At 71.1% G+C, this 21,399-nt stretch carries 25 protein-coding genes; 16 read left to right on the top strand and 9 right to left on the bottom strand.

Features of this window, described 5'->3' with window-relative positions; translation table 11 throughout:
- Window positions 1-91: 91 nt before the first annotated feature.
- Window positions 92-631 carry a DinB family protein gene (locus GA0115233_RS33325; RefSeq protein ID WP_093724069.1) on the top strand — a complete coding sequence of 180 codons (540 nt, stop codon included), beginning with the start codon at window positions 92-94 and terminating at the stop codon, window positions 629-631.
- Window positions 632-668: 37 nt separating this feature from the next.
- Here GA0115233_RS33325 and GA0115233_RS33320 read toward each other — a convergent pair whose 3' ends face one another.
- Both GA0115233_RS33320 and GA0115233_RS33315 read right to left on the bottom strand, forming a co-directional pair.
- A complete protein-coding gene (locus tag GA0115233_RS33320) occupies window positions 669-1,250 on the bottom strand; it encodes a GNAT family N-acetyltransferase (protein WP_093724068.1) in 582 nt (193 codons plus the stop codon).
- Window positions 1,251-1,289: 39 nt separating this feature from the next.
- The gene (locus tag GA0115233_RS33315; protein ID WP_255310440.1) at window positions 1,290-2,468 is read right to left on the bottom strand and encodes a hypothetical protein; all 1,179 of its coding nucleotides are present in this window, start codon (window positions 2,466-2,468) and stop codon (window positions 1,290-1,292) included.
- Between the two features lie 248 nt (window positions 2,469-2,716).
- On the opposite strand from GA0115233_RS33315, the gene GA0115233_RS33310 reads away from it, so the two are divergent.
- Together GA0115233_RS33310 and GA0115233_RS33305 are read left to right on the top strand one after the other, a co-directional pair.
- Complete coding sequence (locus tag GA0115233_RS33310; protein ID WP_093724066.1) at window positions 2,717-3,328, top strand: TetR/AcrR family transcriptional regulator; 612 nt, start codon at window positions 2,717-2,719, stop codon at window positions 3,326-3,328.
- Entirely contained in the window at window positions 3,325-3,705 is a 381-nt protein-coding gene (locus GA0115233_RS33305) for a DUF6069 family protein (RefSeq protein WP_093724065.1), read from the top strand. The genes GA0115233_RS33310 and GA0115233_RS33305 overlap by 4 nt, the downstream gene beginning before the upstream one ends.
- A 178-nt stretch (window positions 3,706-3,883) precedes the next feature.
- Here GA0115233_RS33305 and GA0115233_RS33300 read toward each other — a convergent pair whose 3' ends face one another.
- A complete protein-coding gene (locus GA0115233_RS33300) occupies window positions 3,884-4,249 on the bottom strand; it encodes a hypothetical protein (protein ID WP_141689606.1) in 366 nt (121 codons plus the stop codon).
- Between the two features lie 94 nt (window positions 4,250-4,343).
- On the opposite strand from GA0115233_RS33300, the gene GA0115233_RS33295 reads away from it, so the two are divergent.
- The gene (locus GA0115233_RS33295) at window positions 4,344-5,108 is read left to right on the top strand and encodes a hypothetical protein (RefSeq protein WP_093724063.1); all 765 of its coding nucleotides are present in this window, start codon (window positions 4,344-4,346) and stop codon (window positions 5,106-5,108) included.
- A gap of 25 nt (window positions 5,109-5,133) precedes the next feature.
- Here the strand turns inward: GA0115233_RS33295 and GA0115233_RS33290 are convergent, their stop codons facing one another.
- On the bottom strand, window positions 5,134-6,243 hold the full coding sequence (locus tag GA0115233_RS33290) for a hypothetical protein (RefSeq protein WP_255310439.1): 1,110 nt from the start codon (window positions 6,241-6,243) through the stop codon (window positions 5,134-5,136).
- Between the two features lie 109 nt (window positions 6,244-6,352).
- Here GA0115233_RS33290 and GA0115233_RS33285 point away from each other — a divergent pair, with 109 nt between their 5' ends.
- Window positions 6,353-6,970, top strand: a complete 618-nt coding sequence (locus GA0115233_RS33285) for a dihydrofolate reductase family protein (RefSeq protein ID WP_093724062.1) — start codon at window positions 6,353-6,355, stop codon at window positions 6,968-6,970.
- A 119-nt stretch (window positions 6,971-7,089) separates the two neighbouring features.
- Window positions 7,090-7,560 (top strand): hypothetical protein, encoded by a 471-nt coding sequence (locus GA0115233_RS33280; protein WP_093724061.1) that lies wholly within the window; start codon window positions 7,090-7,092, stop codon window positions 7,558-7,560.
- A gap of 42 nt (window positions 7,561-7,602) precedes the next feature.
- Here GA0115233_RS33280 and GA0115233_RS41320 read toward each other — a convergent pair whose 3' ends face one another.
- Complete coding sequence (locus GA0115233_RS41320) at window positions 7,603-8,007, bottom strand: VOC family protein (RefSeq protein WP_176712032.1); 405 nt, start codon at window positions 8,005-8,007, stop codon at window positions 7,603-7,605.
- Between the two features lie 113 nt (window positions 8,008-8,120).
- Between GA0115233_RS41320 and GA0115233_RS33270 the strand changes: the two genes are divergently transcribed.
- The 3 genes from GA0115233_RS33270 (at window position 8,121) to GA0115233_RS33260 (ending at window position 10,043) form a co-directional block, all read left to right on the top strand.
- Window positions 8,121-8,438 carry an Imm51 family immunity protein gene (locus GA0115233_RS33270; RefSeq protein ID WP_093724059.1) on the top strand — a complete coding sequence of 106 codons (318 nt, stop codon included), beginning with the start codon at window positions 8,121-8,123 and terminating at the stop codon, window positions 8,436-8,438.
- Window positions 8,439-8,580: 142 nt separating this feature from the next.
- Entirely contained in the window at window positions 8,581-9,579 is a 999-nt protein-coding gene (locus GA0115233_RS33265) for an RNA polymerase subunit sigma-70 (protein WP_093724058.1), read from the top strand.
- 29 nt (window positions 9,580-9,608) lie between these two features.
- The gene (locus GA0115233_RS33260) at window positions 9,609-10,043 is read left to right on the top strand and encodes a DUF6069 family protein (protein WP_093724057.1); all 435 of its coding nucleotides are present in this window, start codon (window positions 9,609-9,611) and stop codon (window positions 10,041-10,043) included.
- A gap of 93 nt (window positions 10,044-10,136) precedes the next feature.
- Here the strand turns inward: GA0115233_RS33260 and GA0115233_RS33255 are convergent, their stop codons facing one another.
- From GA0115233_RS33255 to GA0115233_RS33245, 3 genes are all read right to left on the bottom strand, one after another.
- Window positions 10,137-11,870 carry a transglycosylase domain-containing protein gene (locus GA0115233_RS33255; RefSeq protein ID WP_093724056.1) on the bottom strand — a complete coding sequence of 578 codons (1,734 nt, stop codon included), beginning with the start codon at window positions 11,868-11,870 and terminating at the stop codon, window positions 10,137-10,139.
- 69 nt (window positions 11,871-11,939) lie between these two features.
- Window positions 11,940-13,040, bottom strand: coding sequence for a sigma factor-like helix-turn-helix DNA-binding protein (locus tag GA0115233_RS33250; protein ID WP_093724055.1), 1,101 nt, complete (start codon window positions 13,038-13,040; stop codon window positions 11,940-11,942).
- Between the two features lie 11 nt (window positions 13,041-13,051).
- Window positions 13,052-14,005, bottom strand: a complete 954-nt coding sequence (locus GA0115233_RS33245; RefSeq protein ID WP_093724054.1) for a D-alanyl-D-alanine carboxypeptidase — start codon at window positions 14,003-14,005, stop codon at window positions 13,052-13,054.
- Window positions 14,006-14,394: 389 nt separating this feature from the next.
- Between GA0115233_RS33245 and GA0115233_RS33240 the strand changes: the two genes are divergently transcribed.
- The 5 genes from GA0115233_RS33240 to GA0115233_RS33220 all read left to right on the top strand — a co-directional run bounded on the left by GA0115233_RS33240 (window position 14,395) and on the right by GA0115233_RS33220 (window position 18,416).
- Window positions 14,395-14,577, top strand: a complete 183-nt coding sequence (locus tag GA0115233_RS33240) for a hypothetical protein (RefSeq protein WP_093724053.1) — start codon at window positions 14,395-14,397, stop codon at window positions 14,575-14,577.
- Window positions 14,574-15,188 carry a toxin gene (locus tag GA0115233_RS33235; protein WP_093724052.1) on the top strand — a complete coding sequence of 205 codons (615 nt, stop codon included), beginning with the start codon at window positions 14,574-14,576 and terminating at the stop codon, window positions 15,186-15,188. Before GA0115233_RS33240 ends, GA0115233_RS33235 begins: the two co-directional genes overlap by 4 nt.
- Entirely contained in the window at window positions 15,185-16,375 is a 1,191-nt protein-coding gene (locus tag GA0115233_RS40760) for an MAB_1171c family putative transporter (protein ID WP_093724051.1), read from the top strand. The genes GA0115233_RS33235 and GA0115233_RS40760 overlap by 4 nt, the downstream gene beginning before the upstream one ends.
- A gap of 331 nt (window positions 16,376-16,706) precedes the next feature.
- Complete coding sequence (locus tag GA0115233_RS33225) at window positions 16,707-17,504, top strand: phytanoyl-CoA dioxygenase family protein (protein ID WP_093724050.1); 798 nt, start codon at window positions 16,707-16,709, stop codon at window positions 17,502-17,504.
- A gap of 45 nt (window positions 17,505-17,549) precedes the next feature.
- On the top strand, window positions 17,550-18,416 hold the full coding sequence (locus GA0115233_RS33220) for an AraC family transcriptional regulator (protein WP_093724049.1): 867 nt from the start codon (window positions 17,550-17,552) through the stop codon (window positions 18,414-18,416).
- Window positions 18,417-18,473: 57 nt separating this feature from the next.
- Here the strand turns inward: GA0115233_RS33220 and GA0115233_RS33215 are convergent, their stop codons facing one another.
- Window positions 18,474-19,892 (bottom strand): DUF5685 family protein, encoded by a 1,419-nt coding sequence (locus tag GA0115233_RS33215; protein WP_093724048.1) that lies wholly within the window; start codon window positions 19,890-19,892, stop codon window positions 18,474-18,476.
- Window positions 19,893-20,185: 293 nt separating this feature from the next.
- On the opposite strand from GA0115233_RS33215, the gene GA0115233_RS33210 reads away from it, so the two are divergent.
- Together GA0115233_RS33210 and GA0115233_RS33205 are read left to right on the top strand one after the other, a co-directional pair.
- Window positions 20,186-20,917, top strand: a complete 732-nt coding sequence (locus tag GA0115233_RS33210) for a dienelactone hydrolase family protein (protein ID WP_093724047.1) — start codon at window positions 20,186-20,188, stop codon at window positions 20,915-20,917.
- A 95-nt stretch (window positions 20,918-21,012) separates the two neighbouring features.
- Window positions 21,013-21,399: metalloregulator ArsR/SmtB family transcription factor (locus tag GA0115233_RS33205; protein WP_093724046.1), on the top strand; the 387-nt coding region annotated here is incomplete at its 3' end.

Raw genomic sequence — 21,399 nt, 5'->3', positions numbered from 1 at the left:
ATCGTTCGCAGGCACGGTCCGCCCCCGCCGCACGGCGGAGACGGGCACGGGTGGGCCGGGTGCGCGTCTGCGCTGTGTGTACGATGCGAAAATGACACGAAGCGAACGGCTCGCCGACCAACTGGACCGGCACTGGCAGAAGAACCTGCGGCCCAGGCTGGACGGTCTCACGGACGAGGAGTACTTCTGGGAGCCGGTGCGCGACTGCTGGAGCATCCGCCCGCGCGGCACGTCGGCCGCCCCGATGCCCGAGGGTTCGGGGGAGTGGACGATGGACCACGCGTCCCCCGCCCCGGTGCCGGCCCCGGTGACCACGATCGCCTGGCGCATGGCGCACATGATCGTCTCCGTCCTGGGCTATCGGGTCGGCTGGCACTTCGGCGGCCAGGACATCGCATCCGACGGGTTCGCCTACGCGGGGACCGCTGACGAGGCACTGAAGCAGCTCGACGAGATGTACGGGCGCTGGCACGCGGGAGTCCGCGCACTCTCGAACACCGACCTGGAGAACCCGCCCGAGGTGGGCCCGGAACAGTTCCCGATGGAAGGCATCGTCCTGCACGTCAACAGGGAACTGATCCACCACGGCGCCGAGATCTGTCTCCTGCGCGACCTCTACCGCTGGCAGTGACCGGCCCGGGGTATGCCACGGGTGACGGGGCCGGGCTTCACCAGAGCTTATCGATCTCCCCCGGCCAGAGCTCGATGCGGGTGTGCTCGAACGACGCCTGTGCCGCGCGCCCCGCGGCCGAGAAGAAGTCCGCCATCGTGACCTTGTCGAAGCCGGGCCGGTCGCTCGGGAAGGGGGCCTGCGCCGTCCCTCCCACCAGCACCGCTCCCGGCAGTACACGCCAGCCCGCACGCTCGTAGAACGCCTGGAGCGGGCGGCCGCAGGTGAACAGGCCCAGGTCCAGACCCTGGGCCCGCATCTCCTCCCGCGCCGCCGACACCAACTGCCCGCCGTAGCCTCGACCACGCGCCCGCTCATTCGTCACCACCGTGCTCAGCCCACCCGCGGCGAAGCGCCGACCGCCATGGACGATCTCCTTGAACAGGATGTCCAGCGCGGCCAGGACCGTCCCCTCGTCCACGAGCACCATCGACAGCGGCCGCAGCGCCTGATCGTGCGTGGGCGCGTCAGCGCAAGGCTCCGAGCCGGGCTCGGACGGCCAGGCCTGCTCCTGGAGCTGAACCACCTGCGCACGCAGGTCGGCGGGAGTGGCGGCTTCGGGGAACGACAAGATCTGCACCCGCCGATTGTGTCCGGGAGCCGTGCGGACGCAAATAGATTAATCGCCGGCGGCCGGTCGCCCGCACGCGGCCCATATCTGCCGGAACAGGGTGGGATGGTCGTCGCCATAAGTCACGACGGCTGCGTACACGGCGTTGATGACCGCCTGGAGCGGGTCGCTCGACGCGGCATCCGGCACCGACGGAAGGGCCATGTGCGGCTGGGACATCGGCTGGGGCTCGCCGATGACGACCGCGTGCCGGCCCTTCGTGGCCCCGACGGGCTTGATCGCTTGTGACGACTTCGCCAGGGCGGCGGCCGGGCCCGCGATGACGAAAACCTCGGAGTCGTCGCTGGGCGGCTCGAACGGGGCGCGTTCGGGCGGCACGGCAGGGGCCACGAGGCGGCGCGGGACGCGCGGATCCGAGGCCAGGGCCTCCCACATGCCCTCCCAGTCGTCGAAGGGCGATGGCAGCGGCCGCCCCTCGGACAGCGCGTCGAGTCCGGCGGCCACCCATTCGAGATCGGCGAGCCCGGCCTTCTCGCAGGCGAGGCGGGCCGCCAGCACGGCGACGGCCCGCTGGGTGCCGGGTCCGGCGGCGTCGAGGGCGTGCAGCAGGGCGGGATCGAAGGGAAGGAGCCCCAAGGTATTGGCCCGGACGGTGCGCAGGGCCTCGCTCGGCAGTTGACCGCCCCACTCCCATCGCTCGTAGGCGAGTCGGCGCTCCGTCTCCTGGCGCTCCTGTTCAACACGCGCGCGGCGCTCGGCCTCGGCGCGTTCGGCGGGGGAGGGGGCGGGCGGCTGCTCCTGGGCGAAGCGGTGCCAGTAGGCGGCGATGGAGGCGGTCTGCTTCACGATGCGGTCCGGCGCCGGAGGGCCGGGCCAGAACTGAAGGAGGTAGCAGTCCTGTTGGGGTTCCTTCATACGGGTGTCCAGCTTGTTGCCCGCGTCCATGCCCTTGGCGCAGTACCGCACCCGGTAGTCGATCTCTTCGAGGCCCAGGTCCCAGTAGGCCTCGCCGCCCCACTGCATGAGCGAGCTGCTGTCCGAAGCGGGCCGGAAGGACACCTCCACGACGTCCTCCCAGGCCGGATCCAGCGGCGGCTCCTCGTCGTGGATCTCGACGGTGAAGCCGACGTCGCCGGTGTGCAGCCCGGTATGCAGGTAGAGGCCGCCGGGGACCGCCGCTCCGCACAGTCCGGACTGCTGGCCCGCGAACGAATCGTGGAGATCCATGTTGAAGCCGTCGGGATCGCTCTCGACGTAGATCTGGCCGTAGTGAACGGATACTTCGCCATCGACTGGCCTGCGCACCCTTGCCCCCGCACGTCATCGTCCCTCCCGCCCGGCCGGACGGATCATGCAAGGCAGATTACGACGCACCACTGACAACGAGCCCCGGCGCAAGGGAATGCGAGGAGCCGGAGCGCGGAGTGAGTGCTCACTCATTGACGGAGTGAGCACTCACTCCGTAGGCTCGCCCCATGACAACAGCCAAGGAGAACCAGACCCCCAGGCGTCGCGCCCCCGGCATGGCTCCCGAGCAGCGCCGCCAGATGATCATCCAGACGGCCATTCCGCTGATCGCCGAGTACGGCTCCGCGGTGACGACGGCGAAGATCGCCCGCGCCGCGGGCATCGGCGAGGGCACGATCTTCCGGGTCTTCGCCGACAAGGACGAGTTGCTCCAGGCCTGTGTGGCGGAGGCGCTCTCACCCGAGCACGCGGTCCGGGAACTCCACGCCATCGACATGGCCCAGCCGCTCGCGGTCCGGCTGGCGGAATCGGCGGAGGCGCTCCAGGCGCACATGGCCAGGATGGGCGCGATTCTCGGCTCGCTCGGCCATCGCGGGGGCAAGCACCCCGGACCGGTACGCGGAGCGGGCCGTGACGAGTCGATGGCCCGCATCCGGGAAGCCCTCGCCGAGTTGCTGGAGCCCGAGCGGGCGACCCTGCGCCGACCGCCGGAGCAGATCGCGGCCCTCTTCATCGGACTGCTCTTCACCCAACCGCGCACGGACGACGAACCCGACCTGACCCCGCAGGAGTTGGTGGACGTCTTCCTGCACGGCGCGATCTCGGGGGACGCCAAGTGAGCACGCGGACCCGGCGCTTGGCGGCCACGGCCCTGGCCGTCCTGGCCGCAGTCCTGGTCTGGCTGGTCGCGGACCCGCTGCTGGGGCACCGGCTGCGGATGGCGGACGGTGAGGAGACGCTCGACATCACCGCGGGCCCCGTGGTGTTCGTCGCCCTGCTCGCCTCACTGGCCGGCTGGGGGCTGCTGGCGGTCCTGGAGCGCTTCGTGGCAGCACGCGCCCGTACCGTCTGGATCAGCGCGGCGGGCGCCGTACTCGCCGTGTCCTTCCTGCCGTTCCTCGGCGACGGGATGGACGGCGGCACACGGCTGACCCTCGCCCTGATGCACGTGGCGGTGGCGGCGGTACTGATCCCGGGACTGGGACGTCGAGTGTGATCGTCTACAGCTGGGCCGAGGACGAGAACTTCTGGACGCGGCCGTGGTCGAGGACGTCGCAGACGGCGCACTGGCCTGGACGGCGACTTCCCGCACCGCACGGTGATGCGTGCCATCGCCGGCCACAACGCGAAGGAAGCAAGGGCACTGCTCGACGCGTGACGACGACTCGACGGGCTCAGGGCGTGTTGGCCGTGTCCCGCCAGTCGTCGGTGCCGCCCAGCAGTTCGGTGAGTCGCAGTCCGGGGTCGTCGGCCTCCGCGGACCAGCGGTCGTGGCTCGCCTCCCGCAGTGGAGCGAGCTGGGCGACCCACGGCAGCCGGTAGCGGTGCGTGAAGGTCGCCGCGCCCGGCTGCTCAATGGTGATGCGCTGCCCGAGCAAGCCACCGCGGTGCCGCACCACGGCGTCGGCCCGCACCACGAGGTGCCGCTCGCCGATGGTGAGCACGCGACGGTCGCCGACCCGGCGCAACTCCGCCCGGCGGCGACCGAGTTGCCCGGACCAGAGGAGGGTGCCTTGCGAGGTTCTAGGTTCGACGGACAAGGCAATTCTCCGTTCGCCCGGGGGCCGGCACAGTGACGATCTTGGCGGCGCGCACGCTGAACGAATCATGAGCGCAGCGCAAGGGCGGGTCTGAGTGTTCCGCCTCTCCGAACGGTCCTGGACGATCCTCGGCGTCCTCGTCGTGGGTCTGTTGTTGCTGACGTACGTCGGCACCGTCGACGAGGACGAGTCCGCGTCCACACAGCGGCGGGCGGCTCCGGCCGGGCAGTTGCGGGACGCCCCGCTCCCCGGTGGTGGCACGGCCCGGCTCTCGCAGTGCGGGGTGAACGGCGGACTGCGACCGGAGCCGCGCGGGGCAGGGGAGCGCGGCACCGACCCGCAGATGGTACTGACCAGTTACGGTGCCCGCGACCCGGGCTCGAAGAGGGAGGGCGGGGCCCGCTTCACCGTGCACGCGGCGATAACCGCGGGCGCCAGGCCCCTGTTGCTCCCCGCGCCGCTGCCGGAAGGCCGTGTCACCCTCGATGTCCACGGGCCGCACGGGGAGGGCCTGCGCGTCTCCGCCCGCGGACTGACCGCGACCGTCGTGGACGGCGGTTTCGAGGGGAAGCCGGTCGAAGCCCCGGCCTCCGGCAGGTTTCGCGTCGCGCCCGGGAAGCAGTTGCTGCTGGAGGTGGAACTGCCTGCCGCCGCCCTGTGCCCCGGCTACGACCTGTTCGGCGTCGGCAGCTGCGAGCCCGAACGGACCAACGACATCGAGGACTGCCCGGTGCTCGTGCTCACTCTCGCCGACCCCGCGATCCGTGAGTACCGAGCCCGGGGGAAGGGCGGCGCCGCCGAATCCTTCAGCGACCGGCTCGTCGCGATCTTCTACGAACCGAAGCTCTCCGAGGTGTGAGGCCACCTGTGCGGGCGGCGGGTCGCTAGGACCGCGTCGCCCGGCGGCAACTCTCGTCGTCGGAGGCGCCCTCGGCGACCGGCCCGCTGCGGTCGTACGGGTCGATTTCCTCGCTGTTCTCGTCCGCCCGGCCCTCTGTGCCGAAGGGCGGGGTGAAGTACCCGGTGGACTCGCCGCAACCGCCGTTGGTGACGTCGTACTTGTAGGAGACGATCGAGAACGTGCCCGGCTCGGTGATCACCTTGTCGGGGTCGTCCCAGCTCACCACCAGCTCGCGCCGCACGATCGTGCGCAGGATCTCGTCGCCGCCGTCGGCGGGCCTGACGGGATAGACGAAGGTGACGTCGGCGGTCACGTTGAGCGCGCCGCGCTCGCCCTCCTCGTACGAGAGACGGCCCCGGGTCTTCACGATGTCGCCGACCAGGCGGGTGTCGGACGGCTCGAATCGGGTGAAGAGGAGCAGCGGGTCGTTGTCCTCGCTCGGTGCCCGGAAGGCGGTGTCCAGGAGGTCCTGGACGTCCTTCTGGTGCGGATTGATCAGGGCTATGGCGTCCTTGGGCCGCTCCCCGCGCAGTACCCCGCGGTCCAGGTCGGCCGCCACGAGGAAGTCCCGGGTGCGCGCGAGGGCCTTGTCGACCTCCCCCTCGCTCATCCAGCCGACCGGCTCGGCCTTCGGCACGGTTATCCCGTCGGCGCCGTTCGCCCAGCGCGCCGCCGGTGAGCCGCGGAACGGCTCGTCCGCGGTGGGGCGTTGGGCCGTGTCCGTGGGCGGAGCCTGGGTCGGCTTGCCGCTCTCGGCCGCCAGCGGAGTGGAGTCGGAGCCGGAGAACAGGTCCAGGACCCGCCCCGGGGCGAGCGCCACGACCAGCAGCATGAGCGCGGCGGCGATGCCGGCGACGTACCAGCCCGTGCGCCGCTTGGGCTGCGCCGGTGTGTAGCTGCGCCAGCCCCCCGTGCCCCGGTCGGGTTCGGAGCGCAGCCGCTGGGCCACCTCACGTGCCCGTGCCGACGGCTCCTTCGGCGCATCGGCGGCACCCGCCACCGACTCGCGGAGGAACCGCTCCCACTCCTCGTCCGACCTGGACGATCCGTCCGGTGCCGTACCCGAGCCCACTGCCCACCCCTTGGTGCTCATCACAGTGCGTCCCTCCCCTGAGACGCGTCGGCATCATGGCACGCGGCACTGACAGTACGTCCGGCCGGGTGAGCGATGGGTTCGGGCGGTGGATCGAGTCTGCCCTGGTATGACACGCATCATCGCTGATATCTCCGTCTCGCTCGACGGCTTCGTCACCGGGCCCGACCCCGGCCCGGACAACGGCCTGGGCACCGGCGGCGAGGCCCTGCACACCTGGGCGTTCTCCGACGACCCCGACGACCGCCGCGTTCTGCGCGAGGGCACCGTACGTTCCGGTGCGGTCGTGCTCGGCCGCCGTCTCTTCGACGTGGTCGACGGCCCGGGGGGCTGGGACGACACCGTCGGCTACGGCGCCGGCGAGGTCGGCAAGCCCTCCTTCGTCGTCGTCACCAGCTCACCGCCCCAGACGGTGCGTACCGCCGACCTCGACTGGACCTTCGTGACCACCGGCATCGCCGACGCCGTCACCACGGCACGCGAGCTGGCCGAGGCGGCGTCGAAGGCCCGCGGCGACGACCTCGACGCCGTCCTCATGGGCGGGGGCGCCGTCATCCGCTCAGCGGTCGAGGCCGGGCTGGTCGACGTGCTGTCCGTGCACCTCGCGCCCGTCGTACTCGGCGCCGGGACACCCCTGTTCACCGGCGGGACGCCACGCACGCTGGTGCAGCGGAGCGTGCTCGCGACGTCCACCGCGACGCACTTGGTCTACGACATCGCGCGCTGAAGGGTGTCCTTCGGGGCGTTGTGCCCTCGCAAGGTCAAAACCGGGCGGGGCGAGCCGCTTCGAGGCCCGCGGAAAATCGATTGGCAGCGTGCGCGCTTTGCCATACCGTGACCCGCGATATGGAGATGTCCTTCCGGAAGCTGCCGGACAACCAGCACGAACTCCTGGTCCGCGACCGCAAGGGGCCCGACGTCAGGCTGCCCGCCCAGCCCACGGGCCCGACCATGCCGCACGACTTGGTCCACGCCGTGGTGGAGACCGCCCTCGGAATCGACGACGGCTTCTGGGGTGCCATGGCGCGCGGTGCCACCTTCCAGGGCTTCGAACTCGTCAACCCCGGTCGCCACCGCCGTTCCGGGCTGAAGGTCCTGCGCCGGGGCGGCGACGCCGTCATGGCCGCCGAGATGTCGGTGAACTGGGCCTACCGGGTCTGGAGCGGCCTGCCCACGGAGGGCAGGGGCATCGGCCGCGCACCGATCGACGAGGACGCCCTGGCGAAGACGGGCCCCCGCCTGGACGCGGCCGCGGCCCGCTGGGCAGCGGTACCCGAGGGCGGAGAACTCCTCTGGCGCTGGGGCGTGGACCGCTAGGTCGGGTCCGACTCAGCCGGGTCCGACTCAGCCGGGTCCGATCTAGTTGTTGGGGCCGACCGCCTGTGCAGACATCGCCGCACGCTCGGCCGCGCTGCGCAGTACGCAGAACTCATTGCCCTCCGGGTCGGCGAGGACGGCCCAGCCGGTGCCGTCGGGTTCCCGGCGGTCGGCGACGAGAGTGGCTCCGAGGTCCAGCAGCCGCTGGACCTCCTCCTCACGGGAGGTCTCGGGGCGCAGGCACAGGTGGACCCGGTTCTTGACCGTCTTCGGCTCCGGCACCTGGTTGAAGTACAGGTGCAGGCCCTCCGGCAGTACCACCGCCGTCTCCGCGTCCCCCGGCTCGCTCTCCGGGTCCACGGGACAGCCGAGCACCTCGCTCCAGAACCGAGCCAGCGCGTAGGCATCCGCACAGTCGATCGCGACGTTCTGCACCACCGAAACCATGCGCGCGATCTTGCCCGCAGCCCCGTTCGGTCAGCAAGTCATCTGCGGATTCAACCCCGTACGGTGAACGTCGGGCCGGGCGGCTCGTGTGCCGGTTGTGGGAAGATCGCGCCGTGACTGTCACCCTGCACGACTTTGACGGGGAGTACTCCCTGACATGCGCTGCCGGTGGCCTGCCCGCCGACGCCGCAGTGGTGGCCGCCGGACACGAGCCGAGCGGCTACTTCTGGGAGGGCCTCGTCCAGTTCGGCTGGCCGGAACTCGCCGAACGCCTCGACTTCGACAGCGAGAGCGGCATGTTCTGCGCGCGCGGAAAACTCAGCGACCTGACCGAGCTGAAGGCCACCCTTGAGTTCGTGCTCTCCAGCCCCAGGGAAGTCCGCCAGCTCATCGCCCGCGCCGAGACGGCGGGGTTCGAATTCGACGACTAGGCCGGTCCGGTCCACGCCCCGACCTGCGCATTCCGTGATGCACTCGGCACTCGGAGTGATATTCGACCGGCCCAGTGATGACTTTTCGCGCCGCCACCCGTCACACCTACGACAGGACACGACGAGGTGGAAGGACGACGTGATGAGCGCGCACACACGGCTGGAGGAACTGGGCGTGAGCGGACTGGGCGAGGTCGACGAGGCGGCGTTCTCCGAGCTGGCGGAGCGGCACCGGCGGGAACTGCACGTGCACTGCTACCGGATGCTCGGCTCCTTCGAGGACGCCGAGGACACCGTGCAGGAGACGTTCCTGCGGGCCTGGCGGCGCCGGGAGACGTACGAGGGACGGTCCACGTTCCGGGCCTGGCTGTACGGCATCGCCACCAACGCCTGCCTCGACCTGCTCGCCAAGCACCGCCCCGAGCCCGCGACCGGCGGCGAGGTCCTGTGGCTCCAGCCGTACCCGGACCGCTTGCTCGACGAGGTCCCCGCGGGCGGCGCCGACGAGCCGGAGGCCGTCGCCGTGGCCCGGGAGACCATCGAGCTGGCCTACCTGGTCGCGGTCCAGCACCTCGCACCGCGCCCCAGGGCCGTACTGATCCTGCGCGACGTGCTCGGCTGGCCCGCGAAGCAGGTCGCGGCGCTCCTCGGGGACTCCGTCAACTCCGTGAACAGTGCTTTGCAGCGGGCCCGCGCGGGCATGCGCGAACATCTGCCCGCCGAGCGCCAGGACTGGACCGGCGGCGACGAGGACGCGCGGACGCGCGATCTGGTGCGCCGCTACACCGAGGCCAGCGTGGCCACGGACATCCCGGCCATCGCCGCCATGCTGCGCGACGACGTCCGCTGCTCGATGCCGCCTACGCCCGGCCTGTACATCGGCCGCGACGCGGTCGTCGGCAACTGGATCGAGGACGGCTTCGAGGGCATGCAGGGCCTGCGGGGCGTCCCCACCGCCGTGAACCGTCAGCCCGCCATCGCCTTCTACCTCTGGCAGGAGGAGCAGAGCGCGTACCTGCCGCTCACGATCGACGTCCTGCGCGTCACCGACGGAGCGATCGCCGAGATCACCACGTTCCACGACGACCAGTTCCCCCGTCTGGGGCTGCCCGAGCGCCTGCCGGCGGACGGCACCGAGTAACACCGGCCAGCGAACGAGGGAGGAACGCCATGAACGACATGCCCGAGACAGGCGTCATCGCCGACCATGCCGTCCGTCTGCGCGGCCTCGCCGCCACCGGCCTCACGGCCGCGCTTGCCGCAGCCGCGGTCACCACGCTCGCCGCCGCCCTCGCCCGAGCCGCCGGCGTCGACTTCGAGATCCCCGACGGGGGCGAGGCCATCCCGCTCGGCGGATTCGCCGTCGTGACCGGGTTCTTCTCGGCCGTGGGCGTCGCCCTTGCCGCGGCACTCCTGCGCCGGAGCGCCCGACCCGCGGAGCGATTCCTGTGGATCACCGTGTCCCTGACGGCGATCTCGCTGCTCCCGCCCCTCCTCAGCGGCGCGAACACGGGCACCACCACCGCCCTCCTCGGCCTGCACCTCCTCCCTGCGGCGGTGATGATCCCCACCCTCACACGCGGCCTGCGCGCCCGGAGCGCGTGACGTCAGGCAGCGCTCCCTTCGCCGACGTTCCGGACGGCGAGAAGCTCGATCGCCGCTCCCGACGCTTCCAGCAGGGGCGCCGAAGCCGAGGGTTTACGTCTCCCCGGAGGCCAGCCGCCAGATCTCCGCGGCGGTCTCCTCCGCCGTCTCCGTCGGCGCCGGGTCACCCGGCAGAAAGGCGGGCACGGACGTGTTCTTCTTCGCGCCTGGCCGGTCGGCGAAGAGCGTGACCGTGAGGGCGAGCCGACGGTCCATCCCGGTGGACCACACCGTCCGGCGAGTGATCCCGCCGCCCGCGCCCGCCGTGAAGAACTCCCGCGCATCGCTCGGAACGGAGGAGGCCTTCGGAGCCGGCCACATGTGCATGGCCTCCTGCACAGTCCAAGCCTGCTTCTCGTCCATCGCACGACGCGTGTCGGGGCGCGCCGTGTAGACCGTCTTCCCGTCCCGGCTGATCTTCGCGACCGTGTACGGAGCCGCGTACACCCCGTCCGCCGCCGCCGTCGCGTACGCCGAAGTCAGTTTCAGCGGGGTCGGCGCCGCGGTCCTCGGTAGTGCGTCCAAGGGGGCGCCGAGGGGGACCTGACGGAAGGGGTCGAGGGCCGCTCCCGCCTCCACCGCCCCCGCCACCGCGTCGTTGAAGGGCTGGCGGGCGTAGTCCGAGCCGCCGTAGAGCAGCCGCACCGCCCCGTCTCCGGGCTCGATCGCCACGACAGCCGTGTGCAGCCGGGTGCCCTTGCGGCCCTTGATGCCCTTCACCAGCTCGGTCGTGGCGTCCTGGAGCGCCAGGTCGAAGGTGGTCCGCACTGTGTAGCCGCCGCGCGCCAACTGATCCTCGGTGATACCGAGCCGGTCCGCGGCCTCCTTCGCGGCCACGTCAATCATGTACTGCCGCTGCCCCTCGGTCGTGCCGGGCGGATAGAACCGGAACGGCGGGAACACGGCCTCGGCGCGCTGCTTCGCCGAAATGCTGCCGCTCGCCGCCATCGCGTCGAGCACCCACTCCCAGCGGTGCCTGAGCCGCGCGGTCACCTTCGGATCGGAGCCCGCCTTCTCGTAGTACGACGGAATGTTGACGATCGCCGCCAGCGCCGCACCCTGCGAGACGGTCAGGCTCCGGGTGTCCACGCCGAAGTAGCTGCGCGCGGCGGCCTGGATGCCCGCCGAACCCCGGCCGAAGTAGACCGTGTTGAGATAGCCGGCGAGGATCTCGTCCTTGGAGCGGGTGCGATCGAGCTTGACCGCGATCAGCGCCTCGCGCACCTTGCGCGTCAGCGACTGCTCCGGGCTCAGCAGCGCGTTCTTCACGTACTGCTGTGTGATGGTGGAGCCGCCCTGCCGCGCCCCACCGGTCAGCGAGGCCAGTGCCGCGCGGGCAATGGCACGCGGCGAGACCCCGTCGTCGGTTCGGAAGGAGCGGTTCTCGGCCGCGATCACCGCGTCCTGGACGTAGCGCGGGACCTGCGACAGGGGCACCTCCTGACGGTTGACGGGACCGCGACGGCCCAGCGGAGCGCCCTTGGCATCGGTGAAGACCGTGCTCTGGGTGACGGTCTCCGGGTGCGGTTCGGGGATGTCCGTCAGGTGGTACATGACGACCACCGCCGTGCACAGTGCCGCGATCAGCACCAGCAGGGCGATGGCCGCGCGGCGCAGCCGACGGCCGCGGGTGCGCCGGAGGCGGCGACGGAGCGGGATGCGCGGGCGGTAGCGGTGCGAGCGCTTCGTACGGGGTTGCGTGTGCGTCCGGTTCTCGGCGGGCGGCTCGGCTTGGGCGGGCGGTTCCGGACTCGGGTCCGGGTCCGGGCCCGGGGAGGATGCGTGCACGGGGGGCCTTTCACACTTGCGTTCAGACTTGCAGGGGGCGCGAGGAAGGGGAATCCGGGGCTTCGCGCTTCATCTGCGGACGTCGGACCGCGCGACGGCCTTGCCTGCCGCGTCGTACACCGTGACCGTGGGACCGCCCTCGCCGAGGCTCGCCTTCAGTGCCGTCGAGGACAACGGCGCCCGCGCGTACCAGACTCCCCAGCCCGGGCTGCCCGCCAGAGTGAGTACCGTGCCCGTGACCTCGGTGCCGCCGAGGGATGCCTCGACACGACCCGGGGCGGTGGACAGGCCGTGGTAGAGGCCGGACAGGAAGAAGTTGTCGCCCAGCGGCTCGAACTGCGCCGAGACATGAGGCTTCTTGTCATCAGCCGTGTCATTAACCGTGCCATCAGCCGTGCCGTCGGCCGTGCCCTCGGCGATGTCCTCGGCCAGGCCGAGGAACTGATGTGCCCTCAGCGGCGTCGACCAGTGCTTGCCCTTGTCGGTCAGCCACAGCCGCACGCCCCGTACGGCCTCCACCCGCTCGCCCGGCGTCACGATCCGCACCGGGCTGGACGCCGCGCCGTCCGCGTCCGCACCCGCCCCGCTCGCACTGCCCGCGCCACCGAACTGATTGGCGGCCAGGGCAGCCGACGGGCCGAGCACCAGCGCACACGCGACCACGACCGCACTGGCGCGACGGCGGCGCAGGGCGCGCCCCCGACGCTCGATGGCGTCCAGCGGAACCGCGCCCGGGAGAACATCGGTGGCGAGCAGCGTCCGTAGCCGTGCCGGGCCGCCCTCACAAGCCAGCATTCCCAGTCGGGCAAGGCTCTTGACCGCGCGCACCGAGCACCCGAGCATCTGGGCGACCTCCGCCTCGCGCAGGCCCTCCCGGTGCAGCAGCACCAGCACAACTCGCTGCCGCGCGGACAGAGCGCCCAACCCCTCCGGGGACGGGCCGTGCGCCCGGCGTGCCCCGCGCAGATACGCCCTGACCAGTGACCGCCGCACATAGAAGTCCACGTCGTCCCGCGGGATCCGCCGCCACCGCGCGCACACGCCTACGAGGGTGTTCCGCACCAATTCCGTCGCTTCTCGCGCGTCGCCGCAGAGGAGGTGCGCGGTGGTGACCAGGCGGGGCCAGTGCTGTTGGGCGTAGGGGGCGAAATCCTTGTGGTGGTACGGCACTTGCGCGGCCCTCACTCCGCCCAGCAGCCGTTGACCGTGGCGGCGAGACCGTCGAGGGCGTCCTTGACGGCTCCCGGGGCGGCGGGGGAGTCGTTCTCGATGAAGGAGAAGATCTTCCAGTGCCCGTCCTCGGCCTTGGTCAGGCCGCTGAGGCCGATCGCGCCGGTGAGCGTGCCCGTCTTGGCCTTGACCCGGCCGACGGCGCAGCTTGAGTCCGTAGTGTCACCGCTGCCTGCCACGCCACGGGTGACAGCGCCGTTGGCGGTGACGCCTTGCTCGGCGAGGAGCTGGGCGAAGGTCTGTCCGGCGTCCAGCGACGTGTCCGTGACGTGGCGGCCGTTGACCACCAGGTCCCGTACCGGGGCGACGCTGTCCGGGTAGTAGCCGTTGTTCCAGCCGGTGGCGAGCGTGGGGCTGGGGAAGAGGCTGTCGTCGACCTGGACCTTCACCGAGGCGACACCCGCGTCGAGCAGCCCCGAGGCCGCCGTCCTGGCGAGTTCGGTGAGGTCACCGGTGGTGAGCGTACGGTCCCCGCCGCCGACCAGGGTGAGCGTGCCGGCAGCGTGGACGACCTTCGTCGTGAACCGGTGGTCGGACCCGAGCACCTTCAACGCGGCGGTGGCGGTGGCGAGTTTGGTGGTGGACGCGGGCATGAGTGCGGTGGTCGCGTCGTGGCCCCACACCGTCCTGCCGGACTCCGCGTCGATGACGACACCGCTGAGCCCGCCCAACCGGGCGTCCTGCGCACGCGAGTTGAGATTGGCCGCGATCTTCCGCTCCGTGGGGTTGAGCACGGTGGCCCCGGTCCCGGACTTCTCCGTGGCGAAGGCGGACGGACAGGCCAGGATCGTCCCGGCGACCGGCGCGGCGACAGCGACAACGGCCGCCCGGCGCAGGGCGGGGCCGGGCGCCTTGGGTTTGCGGTGCCGCCCGCCGGCGCGGAGGGTGGGGAGGGAAGTGGGCATGCGAGAGCCTCTGCAAGGTGGGGGACAGGGGGCGTCTGTTGTGAATCTTGAACGCGAAGCTAGGGACGAGTTTTTAGGTTTCTATGAGCGAACGGCAAAGAATCGCCGCCGGGGGTGGCCCGGTTGGCTGCGCGCTCCGTCGGAGCATGCGCAACAAGACAAGGACGGCATGCCGACGACGAACCGGCGTTGAAGCACTGTCCGGGTTGTGCGTACGCTGCTCAGCCGTAAGGGAGCCGAGCCGCCTGCCCGTTGGGGAGTTGAGCACTGCGCCATGCGGTAAGCAGCGCATCCGTTGCAGTGGCCCACTTCTGCCGCACACCGATGACGCGGCAGTAGGATTCGCGCCCCCGTCCACACGCGCCCGACAGAGAAAGCGACACCGACCCGTGCCCGACTTAGCGCACCACCCCACCGCCGTCACCATCGGAGTCGGCGCGAGCGGCCCGCCGGCCGCCGCCGCACCGGCCGACGACGCGGCGTACGTCATCCTCGTTGAGATGGACGACAAGGTGTCTCGGGCCCCGAACGAGGTGTGCTTCCTCGACTCTCCAACAGGTGACCAGCAGTGAGTGCCAAGGAGATGAAGTCCCTGCTCGCGCAGCTCGGCGAGGCGGCGGCACAGCGGATCACGCGACCGGCCGAACCGCACACACTGATGCACGCCTTCTGCGACGCCATGAGTGAGCGCCGCGACCGGCCCGTCCGGCTGATCCTCAGCGCGTTCCCCGCGGGACTTGAGGTGTCGGGCGCGCGGCTGGACTGCGGGGACCACTCCGTCATCCTCGTCGAGGAACGCGCCACGCCCACCGCGCAGTTGGTCATCCTGGGGCACGAACTGTGGCACGAGGAGAAGGACGACCGCGGCCACCACCTCACGGGCGGCACGCCGCGCGCGGTGGCCCGCACACATGGTGCGTACCGGACGACGGAAGACCTGCAACAGGCCCTGGACCGCATCCTCAGCGAGCACCGCGTGACCCGCGACGCCCTCCTCGCGATCGCCGCGCGCGCCCGGTCCCACGAGGAGACCGAGCAGGCCGCGGAGACGTTCGGGCTGCTCTTCGGCCGGGCGGTCCGCTCTTGGATGACAGGTCCGCACGCGCAGGGCCCGGTGAACGCCGCGACGGTCGAAGGCCGCATCAGCCTGTCCCTGACCAGCCGCAACAGGCAGATCCTGTGAACCACCTGCTGTACATCCCGCCCGCGGCCCTGCTGCTCACCGGCCTCGTCGTGAAAGCCCCCTCGATCACGCGATCCTGGAAGGACCCCAATTCCCGGGCCACTTGGTTCGTCCTGCTGTTCGCGACGGCCGTGTTCATCTCGGTGATGCCCGACAACATCCGCCGTATCAACAGCGTCACCGGCGTACCGAACTTCGCGGCGCCCTGGGCGTACTCCCTCATCAACGCGTTCTGCGGCGCATGCCTCACCATGATCATCACCTGGCGCGAGGAACCCTCACCCCGCCGCACCCGCAGAATCGCCTGGGCCTGGACCGCCTACGGCAGCGTCATCGCGGCCCTGTGGCTCACCTTCCTCCTGGCCGACGTGCCCAGCGAACGGGTCTACGACCTGGACACGTACTACGCCACGACCCCGTGGATGCGCGAGCACATCGTCCTCTACCTGCTCGGCTACCTCACCTCGACCGTCGTGTCCGCCTGGATGATCCGGACCTGGATCCCCCACGTCCCCGGCCGCTGGCTGAAGGCCGGCCTGATCTGCCTCCAGACCGGCTACGCCCTGGGCGTCGCCTTCGTCGCGGCCAAAGCCCTTGCGATCGCGGCACGTTGGGCGGGTACGGACTGGGACACCCTCAACACCAGGGCGGCACCCCCTTTCGCCCTCCTGGGAGGCACCCTGGTGGCAGCGGGCTTCATCCTCCCCGTGGCGGGCCCGTTCCTCCAGACCAGGCTCAGGGACCAAACCCTGCACTGGTCCCTGCTCCCGCTGTCACGCGCCATCGAGTCGGTCGCACCCTCCTCGGCCAGAGCCAAGGTCAGCCGATTCGCGCCCTTGGACCTCCGCCTGATGCAACGCCAGCAGCACATCGTGGACGGACTCCTGCGCCTGGCCCCGTACTACGACGATGCCCTCCACCGGCAGGCATACGAGACAGCGGTAGCCGAACGCGACACCGGAACCGCCCGAGCCCTCGCCGGAGCCGCCGCTCTCCGCGCCGCACTGGACGCCTACGCCCGGCACCAGCCCCGTGACCACGACGGCCGGCCCCCGCACATCGGCCCGGACATCACCGACCACCTCGCCCCGATCTCCCGCGCGATGATCCGCCGCTGCCGGGTCGATGCCCTGCTGCGGGTTCTGCCCCACGACCCGGCTCAGAAGGCCCGCACAGACGCCTCATAGGCATCTCCCCGGAGTAGTACCCGTCCGGCGAACCGTGCGCATGCGGGCAGCCTCCCGTGGGGAGCCGGGAGGCTATGCGGGCTCTGCTGTGCGAGGGACGCACAGCAGGGCTCCGCCGAGGGACCCCACCCGGGGGAGTGGTCGGGTGCCCGCCCGCACACCATGCACCAAAAACCAGCCACTGCGATAGATCACGGCTGAAAGTAGTTGTGGAAGGGGAGCGGCGTCGCTCCAGGACACCGGTGCCGCCCTGCTCCCCGCGCACCCACCCGACAGAATCCGTGCGGGAAATGTCGGGTGACCATGCCCGTCGTCACCGCACGATGGGGCCATGGACGACAAGACCTTGGTATCCCGTTTCCTGCGCGACGGCTTCGTGAAGCTGGAGGGTGCCGTCGCGCCGCGCGTGGCCGCGGACTGCGCACGCCTGCTGTGGCGGGAGACCGGCTGCGACCCGGACGACCCGTCGACATGGACGCAGCCCGTGCACTGGGTGGGCGACATGGCGCAGGGCCCGTTCGCCGCCGCACCCAATTCTCCGGAACTGCACCGCGCGTACGACCTGCTGGTCGGGGCGGGACGCTGGGAACGACGCTACTCGCTCGGTTCGTTCCCGCTCCGTTTCCCGCACGAGGAGGAACCGGACGACGCGGGATGGCACATCGAGGGCGGTTACCTTCCCGAGGGCGAGAGCTGGTACTTCACGAATCTGCGCTCCCGTGGCAGGGCACTGCTGATGCTGTTCCTCTTCAGCGAGGTCGGTGACCAGGACGCCCCGACGCGGATCAGAGTGGGCTCCCACCTCGACGTACCGAAGGTGCTGGAGAAGTACGGCGAGGAAGGCGCGAGCGGGCTGACCCTCTCCCCGGAGATCACGGCCGCGTCCGACCACCGCCCTGTCGTCCTCGCCACCGGAAGCCCGGGCGATGTCTTCCTCTGCCACCCGTTCCTGGTGCACGCGGCGCAACCGCACCACGGCACCCGCCCGCGTTTCCTGGCCCAGCCACCGCTGATGCCGGCCACGCCGTACGAGCTGGAGCGGGCGGACGGCGCGTACTCTCCCGTGGAGACGGCGATCCGCCAGGGCCTCGGAAGGGAAGCCGCAGGCCACAGCGCCTCCCAGGAGTGACCGAGGCTTCTGGCGGCTCAAGGGAGAGAAGCGAGGAAGCTGGTCGTGCTGGAGCGGCTCAACCAAGCCCTGGACCACATCGAGCGGCACCTCGACCAGGCACTCGACGTGACGGAACTGGCCCGTATCGCGGCCACCTCGGAGCACCATCTGCGCCGGATGTTCTCCGCGCTCGCCGGTATGCCGCTGTCGGAGTACATCCGGCGCCGTCGCCTCACCGTGGCGGGTGCCGACGTACTGGCGGGGCGTGACACCTTGCTGGAGATCGCGGTGCGCTACGGCTACAGCTCCACCGAGGCGTTCACCCGGGCGTTCCGTGCCATGCACGGCATCGGACCGGGCGAGGCGCGGCGTACCGGCGCGGCGCTCAACTCCCAGTCCCGGATGGCTTTTCGCCTCACCATCGAAGGAAGCAGCACCATGCGTTACCGCATCGTGGAGAAGGACGCCTTCAGCGTCGTCGGACTCAGGACGCGGGTGCCCCTGGTACACAGGGGCCCCAACCAGGCGATCATGTCCTTTGTCCGCGGGATCGACCCGGAGATCCTCTACCGGCTGGAGAAACTGTCGGACCAGGAGCCGCACGGCATCGTCGCGGTCTGCGACGACCTGGACCCGAGCCGCGCCGAGGGCACCGAACTCGACTACTACCAGGCCGTGATCACCAGTGCACCGGCACCGGCGGGGACGGCGACGCTCGCCGTCCCCGCCGGTACCTGGGCGGTCTTCACCACGTCCGGCCCGGCACCGCAGGCGATCCAGGAGCTGTGGCGGGACGCGTTCACGGAGTGGTTCCCCTCCAACCCGTACCGCACCCGCCCGGGCCCGGAGATCCTGCGCACCCGCCTGTCCGCGGACGGCACCGAGGCCGATGCCGAACTGTGGCTCGCCGTGGAGCCTGAACAGGGCTGAGCACCACCACGGCACGCTGCCGCCGAGAAGCACGGCGCCGCAAGGCCCTTGGAGCGTTCAGTCGCAGCAGCAGTCGCAGCACTTGCACGGATTGCAGCAGCCCCCGCCGTCGCAGCAGCCGCCGGAATCGCCGCCCGAGCCACCGGACCCCCGGCCGCCCCCGCCCGAACCGCCGGAGCCACCCGACCAGCCGCCCCCGCCGGAATTGCCGGAGCCACCCGACCAGCCGTCGCCGCCCGAACCGTCCCGGCCCGACCCGTCCTTGCCGGAGCCACCACGGCCGCCCGAACCCTCCCGGAAGCCGCCACCGCCGCCCTCCCCGGGCTGCCAGGGCTCGAAGTCGTCCGGTCCTTCGTCGTCGCCGCAGGTGCAGCAGTTGACGCACAGCCTGCAGTCACGGCACAGCTCACGCCACTGCCCGCATCTGCGGCACTCTCCGTCGGAGGACCGCCGCGAGGCCATGGAGCCGCCGTCCGGGGCGGTACCCGTAAGGGCCCCGACGCCGCAGGTGGAGCCCGTGCCGGAGTCGGTCCCCGGGAGGGTCTGCGTGGTCGTACGGCGTCCCAGGAAGGGAAGCAGGCGCGTGGCTCGTGTCTGCTGGCGGTGCTCGTGGTGACGGTGCCGTGGGTCGAAGACACGGTCCACGGCGCGCTCCAGCTCGCCGCCCAGCAGCGCCTGTGCCAGCCGCCCGTCGGTGAACGCGACGTCGGACAGGGCGAGCCGGATCCCGTGGACGGCGTCGTCGCAGAGGCGGCGCACCTCGGTGCGGGTGGCGCCGGTCGCGGCGATCGGATTCCACGCGCCGGACGCCCGGTCCGCGTCCAGATCCTCCACCGCGTCCAGCAGATGCGCCAGCCGCCCGAACAGCCGGCCGGCCTCGGCCAGCGGCTCGGTGTTCGAGGGACGGCCGGCGAGAACGGCGGTGTGCGCGAAGGCGGCGGCGGTCGCCGTCTCGGTGGGCTCGGTGACGGCCAGCAGCGAGTCGCCGGTACCGGTGTGCCGTTCGATCCGCGCCTGCCGTTCGACCGCGTCCAGCAGCACCGCGGTGTCGAAGCCGAGCCCCTGGCCGCCCGCGGCCCCCGCACGCTCCCAGCCGTCGGCGATCCTGCGCGCCGCCAGTGTCACCGGGCGACGGCCGAACAGCCCGTCACCGTCGGCCACATGGTCACGCACCTTCGCGGCGGCCAGCACCAGCGACACCGTCGCCGCCAGCCGCGCGCCCTCGCCCTGCGCCACATCCGCCGACCGCATCCCGCGCAGCGGACACGGGCCGGCGCCGCGCCGCCAGTCACCGGTGCGCTCCGACTGCGCCTCGGTGAGCACCGAGACGATCAGTCCGTCGTAGTTGGTGGCGACCCGGGCGAACTGCCCGTACTCACCGCGCAGCGCCAGGCACAGCCCGCACAGATGCGCCATCCACTCGGTACGCATGCCTTCGCCGAGGCGATGACGGCAGGGCCTGATGATTCCGAACACAGACGTTCTCCCCCGTAGTCACAGCTGCCAGGTCACAGCCAATAGGGCGCGCCGTACCGGCCGTACGACTTCGTGCAGCACAGGACTGCCCGTCACCCGACGGGCGACATGTTAAGGCCTGCCCGCACGGGTGTTTGCCCTTCCCCGTCCGGCCACGGGTGGGCTATCTTCGACGCCGCCGAGCATGGCCGCGAACCGGGGAGGTGAGACCGATCAACACCGTGACAGGTCGGGCCTCCCTCCCGCACATGGCCTAGGGAGCCCGTAAGGCAACCCGAAAGGCCCGCAACCCTATGCGCCTGATGTCGGACACGTGCTCCGAAGGTATCCGCGAACAGCTCTTCTCCCTCGACGACATCCCCGGTGCGCTGTGGACACCGGAACACGCCGCCGGTACACGCCCTCTGATCCTGATGGGACACGGTGGTGGCCGGCACAAGAAGGACCCCGACATCCTGGTCCTGGCCCACCGTTTCGTGACCGCATGCGATTTCGCCGTGGTGGCGGTCGACGTTCCGAACCACGGCGACCGGCCCGTGGACCCGACATACGACCGCATCGCGACCGAGAACCAGGCACGCGTGGAGGCCGGAGAGGAACTGGCCCCCCTCATCGCCGACTTCCAGGCACTCGTGGCCCGCCAGACGGTACCGGAGTGGCAGGCAGTCCTGGACGCGGTCCAACGGCTCGCGCACGTCGGCAGCGGACCCGTGGGCTACTGGGGCGTGTCCCTCGGCTGCGGCCTCGGAGTCCCCTTCGTCGCGGCCGAACCCCGGGTCCGTGCGGCGGTGTTGGGCCTGGGCGGCGCCCCGACCCTGCACGCGGCCGCCGCGCGGATCACGGTCCCGGTGGAGTTCCTGGTGCAGTGGGACGACGAACGCGTGCCGCGCGAGGAGAGCCTGGCACTGTTCGACGCGTTCGCCTCGACCGACAAGTCGCTGCACGCCAATCCGGGCAAGCACGGCGACCTCCCGGGGTGGGAGCTGGACAGCTCGGTGGAGTTCTTCGCCCGCCATCTGCGCTGACACCGCGCAGCTGCTGTCGTCGTGAGCGACGGACCCGGCCCCCAGGGCCGGGTTGCGGCCGCCCGAATGCGTAACCAGTAGGTTACGCTTCAGGCGTGGACGAACTCAGTGAGGTGGCCGACGCCATAGCCGACCCGGTGCGCCGGGAGATCCTGACCATGCTGCGCCGGTCCACGCTGACGGCGGGCGACATAGCCGCCCGGTTCGCCATCAGCAGGCCGGCCGTCAGCCGGCACCTGCGTGTGCTGCGGGAGAGCGGCCTGGTCAGGGACGAGCAGCTCGGCCGGCACCGGCACTACTCCCTGGTTCCCTCCCGTCTGGGCGACCTCGCCACTTGGCTCGCCCAGTTCGCCGACCCCCGGCCCGACGCCTGGACGCAGCGGCTGGCCGCGCTGGAGACCGAGGTCCACCGCACCCGACGGGAGCGGAGGCGGGCCGAACCGCCCCGTGACCAGCGGGCAGCACCCCACCCCAAGGAGGAC

The organism is Streptomyces sp. DI166, assembly GCF_900091315.1.
Taxonomy (GTDB): domain Bacteria; phylum Actinomycetota; class Actinomycetes; order Streptomycetales; family Streptomycetaceae; genus Streptomyces; species Streptomyces fuscus.
This window is presented reverse-complemented; position numbering and strand designations above follow the sequence as displayed.

What these genes read in the sequence shown, in the direction of transcription:
- GA0115233_RS33245 (WP_093724054.1), bottom strand. Translation starts at nt 14,005, where the DNA reads ATGCCCACTTCCCTCCCCACCCTCCGCGCCGGCGGGCGGCACCGCAAA.
- GA0115233_RS33285 (WP_093724062.1), top strand. Translation starts at nt 6,353, where the DNA reads ATGACACGCATCATCGCTGATATCTCCGTCTCGCTCGACGGCTTCGTC.
- GA0115233_RS33225 (WP_093724050.1), top strand. Translation starts at nt 16,707, where the DNA reads ATGGACGACAAGACCTTGGTATCCCGTTTCCTGCGCGACGGCTTCGTG.
- GA0115233_RS33210 (WP_093724047.1), top strand. Translation starts at nt 20,186, where the DNA reads ATGCGCCTGATGTCGGACACGTGCTCCGAAGGTATCCGCGAACAGCTC.
- GA0115233_RS33325 (WP_093724069.1), top strand. Translation starts at nt 92, where the DNA reads ATGACACGAAGCGAACGGCTCGCCGACCAACTGGACCGGCACTGGCAG.
- GA0115233_RS33290 (WP_255310439.1), bottom strand. Translation starts at nt 6,243, where the DNA reads ATGAGCACCAAGGGGTGGGCAGTGGGCTCGGGTACGGCACCGGACGGA.
- GA0115233_RS41320 (WP_176712032.1), bottom strand. Translation starts at nt 8,007, where the DNA reads ATGGTTTCGGTGGTGCAGAACGTCGCGATCGACTGTGCGGATGCCTAC.
- GA0115233_RS33310 (WP_093724066.1), top strand. Translation starts at nt 2,717, where the DNA reads ATGACAACAGCCAAGGAGAACCAGACCCCCAGGCGTCGCGCCCCCGGC.
- GA0115233_RS33315 (WP_255310440.1), bottom strand. Translation starts at nt 2,468, where the DNA reads ATGGATCTCCACGATTCGTTCGCGGGCCAGCAGTCCGGACTGTGCGGA.
- GA0115233_RS33265 (WP_093724058.1), top strand. Translation starts at nt 8,581, where the DNA reads ATGAGCGCGCACACACGGCTGGAGGAACTGGGCGTGAGCGGACTGGGC.
- GA0115233_RS33260 (WP_093724057.1), top strand. Translation starts at nt 9,609, where the DNA reads ATGAACGACATGCCCGAGACAGGCGTCATCGCCGACCATGCCGTCCGT.
- GA0115233_RS33280 (WP_093724061.1), top strand. Translation starts at nt 7,090, where the DNA reads ATGGAGATGTCCTTCCGGAAGCTGCCGGACAACCAGCACGAACTCCTG.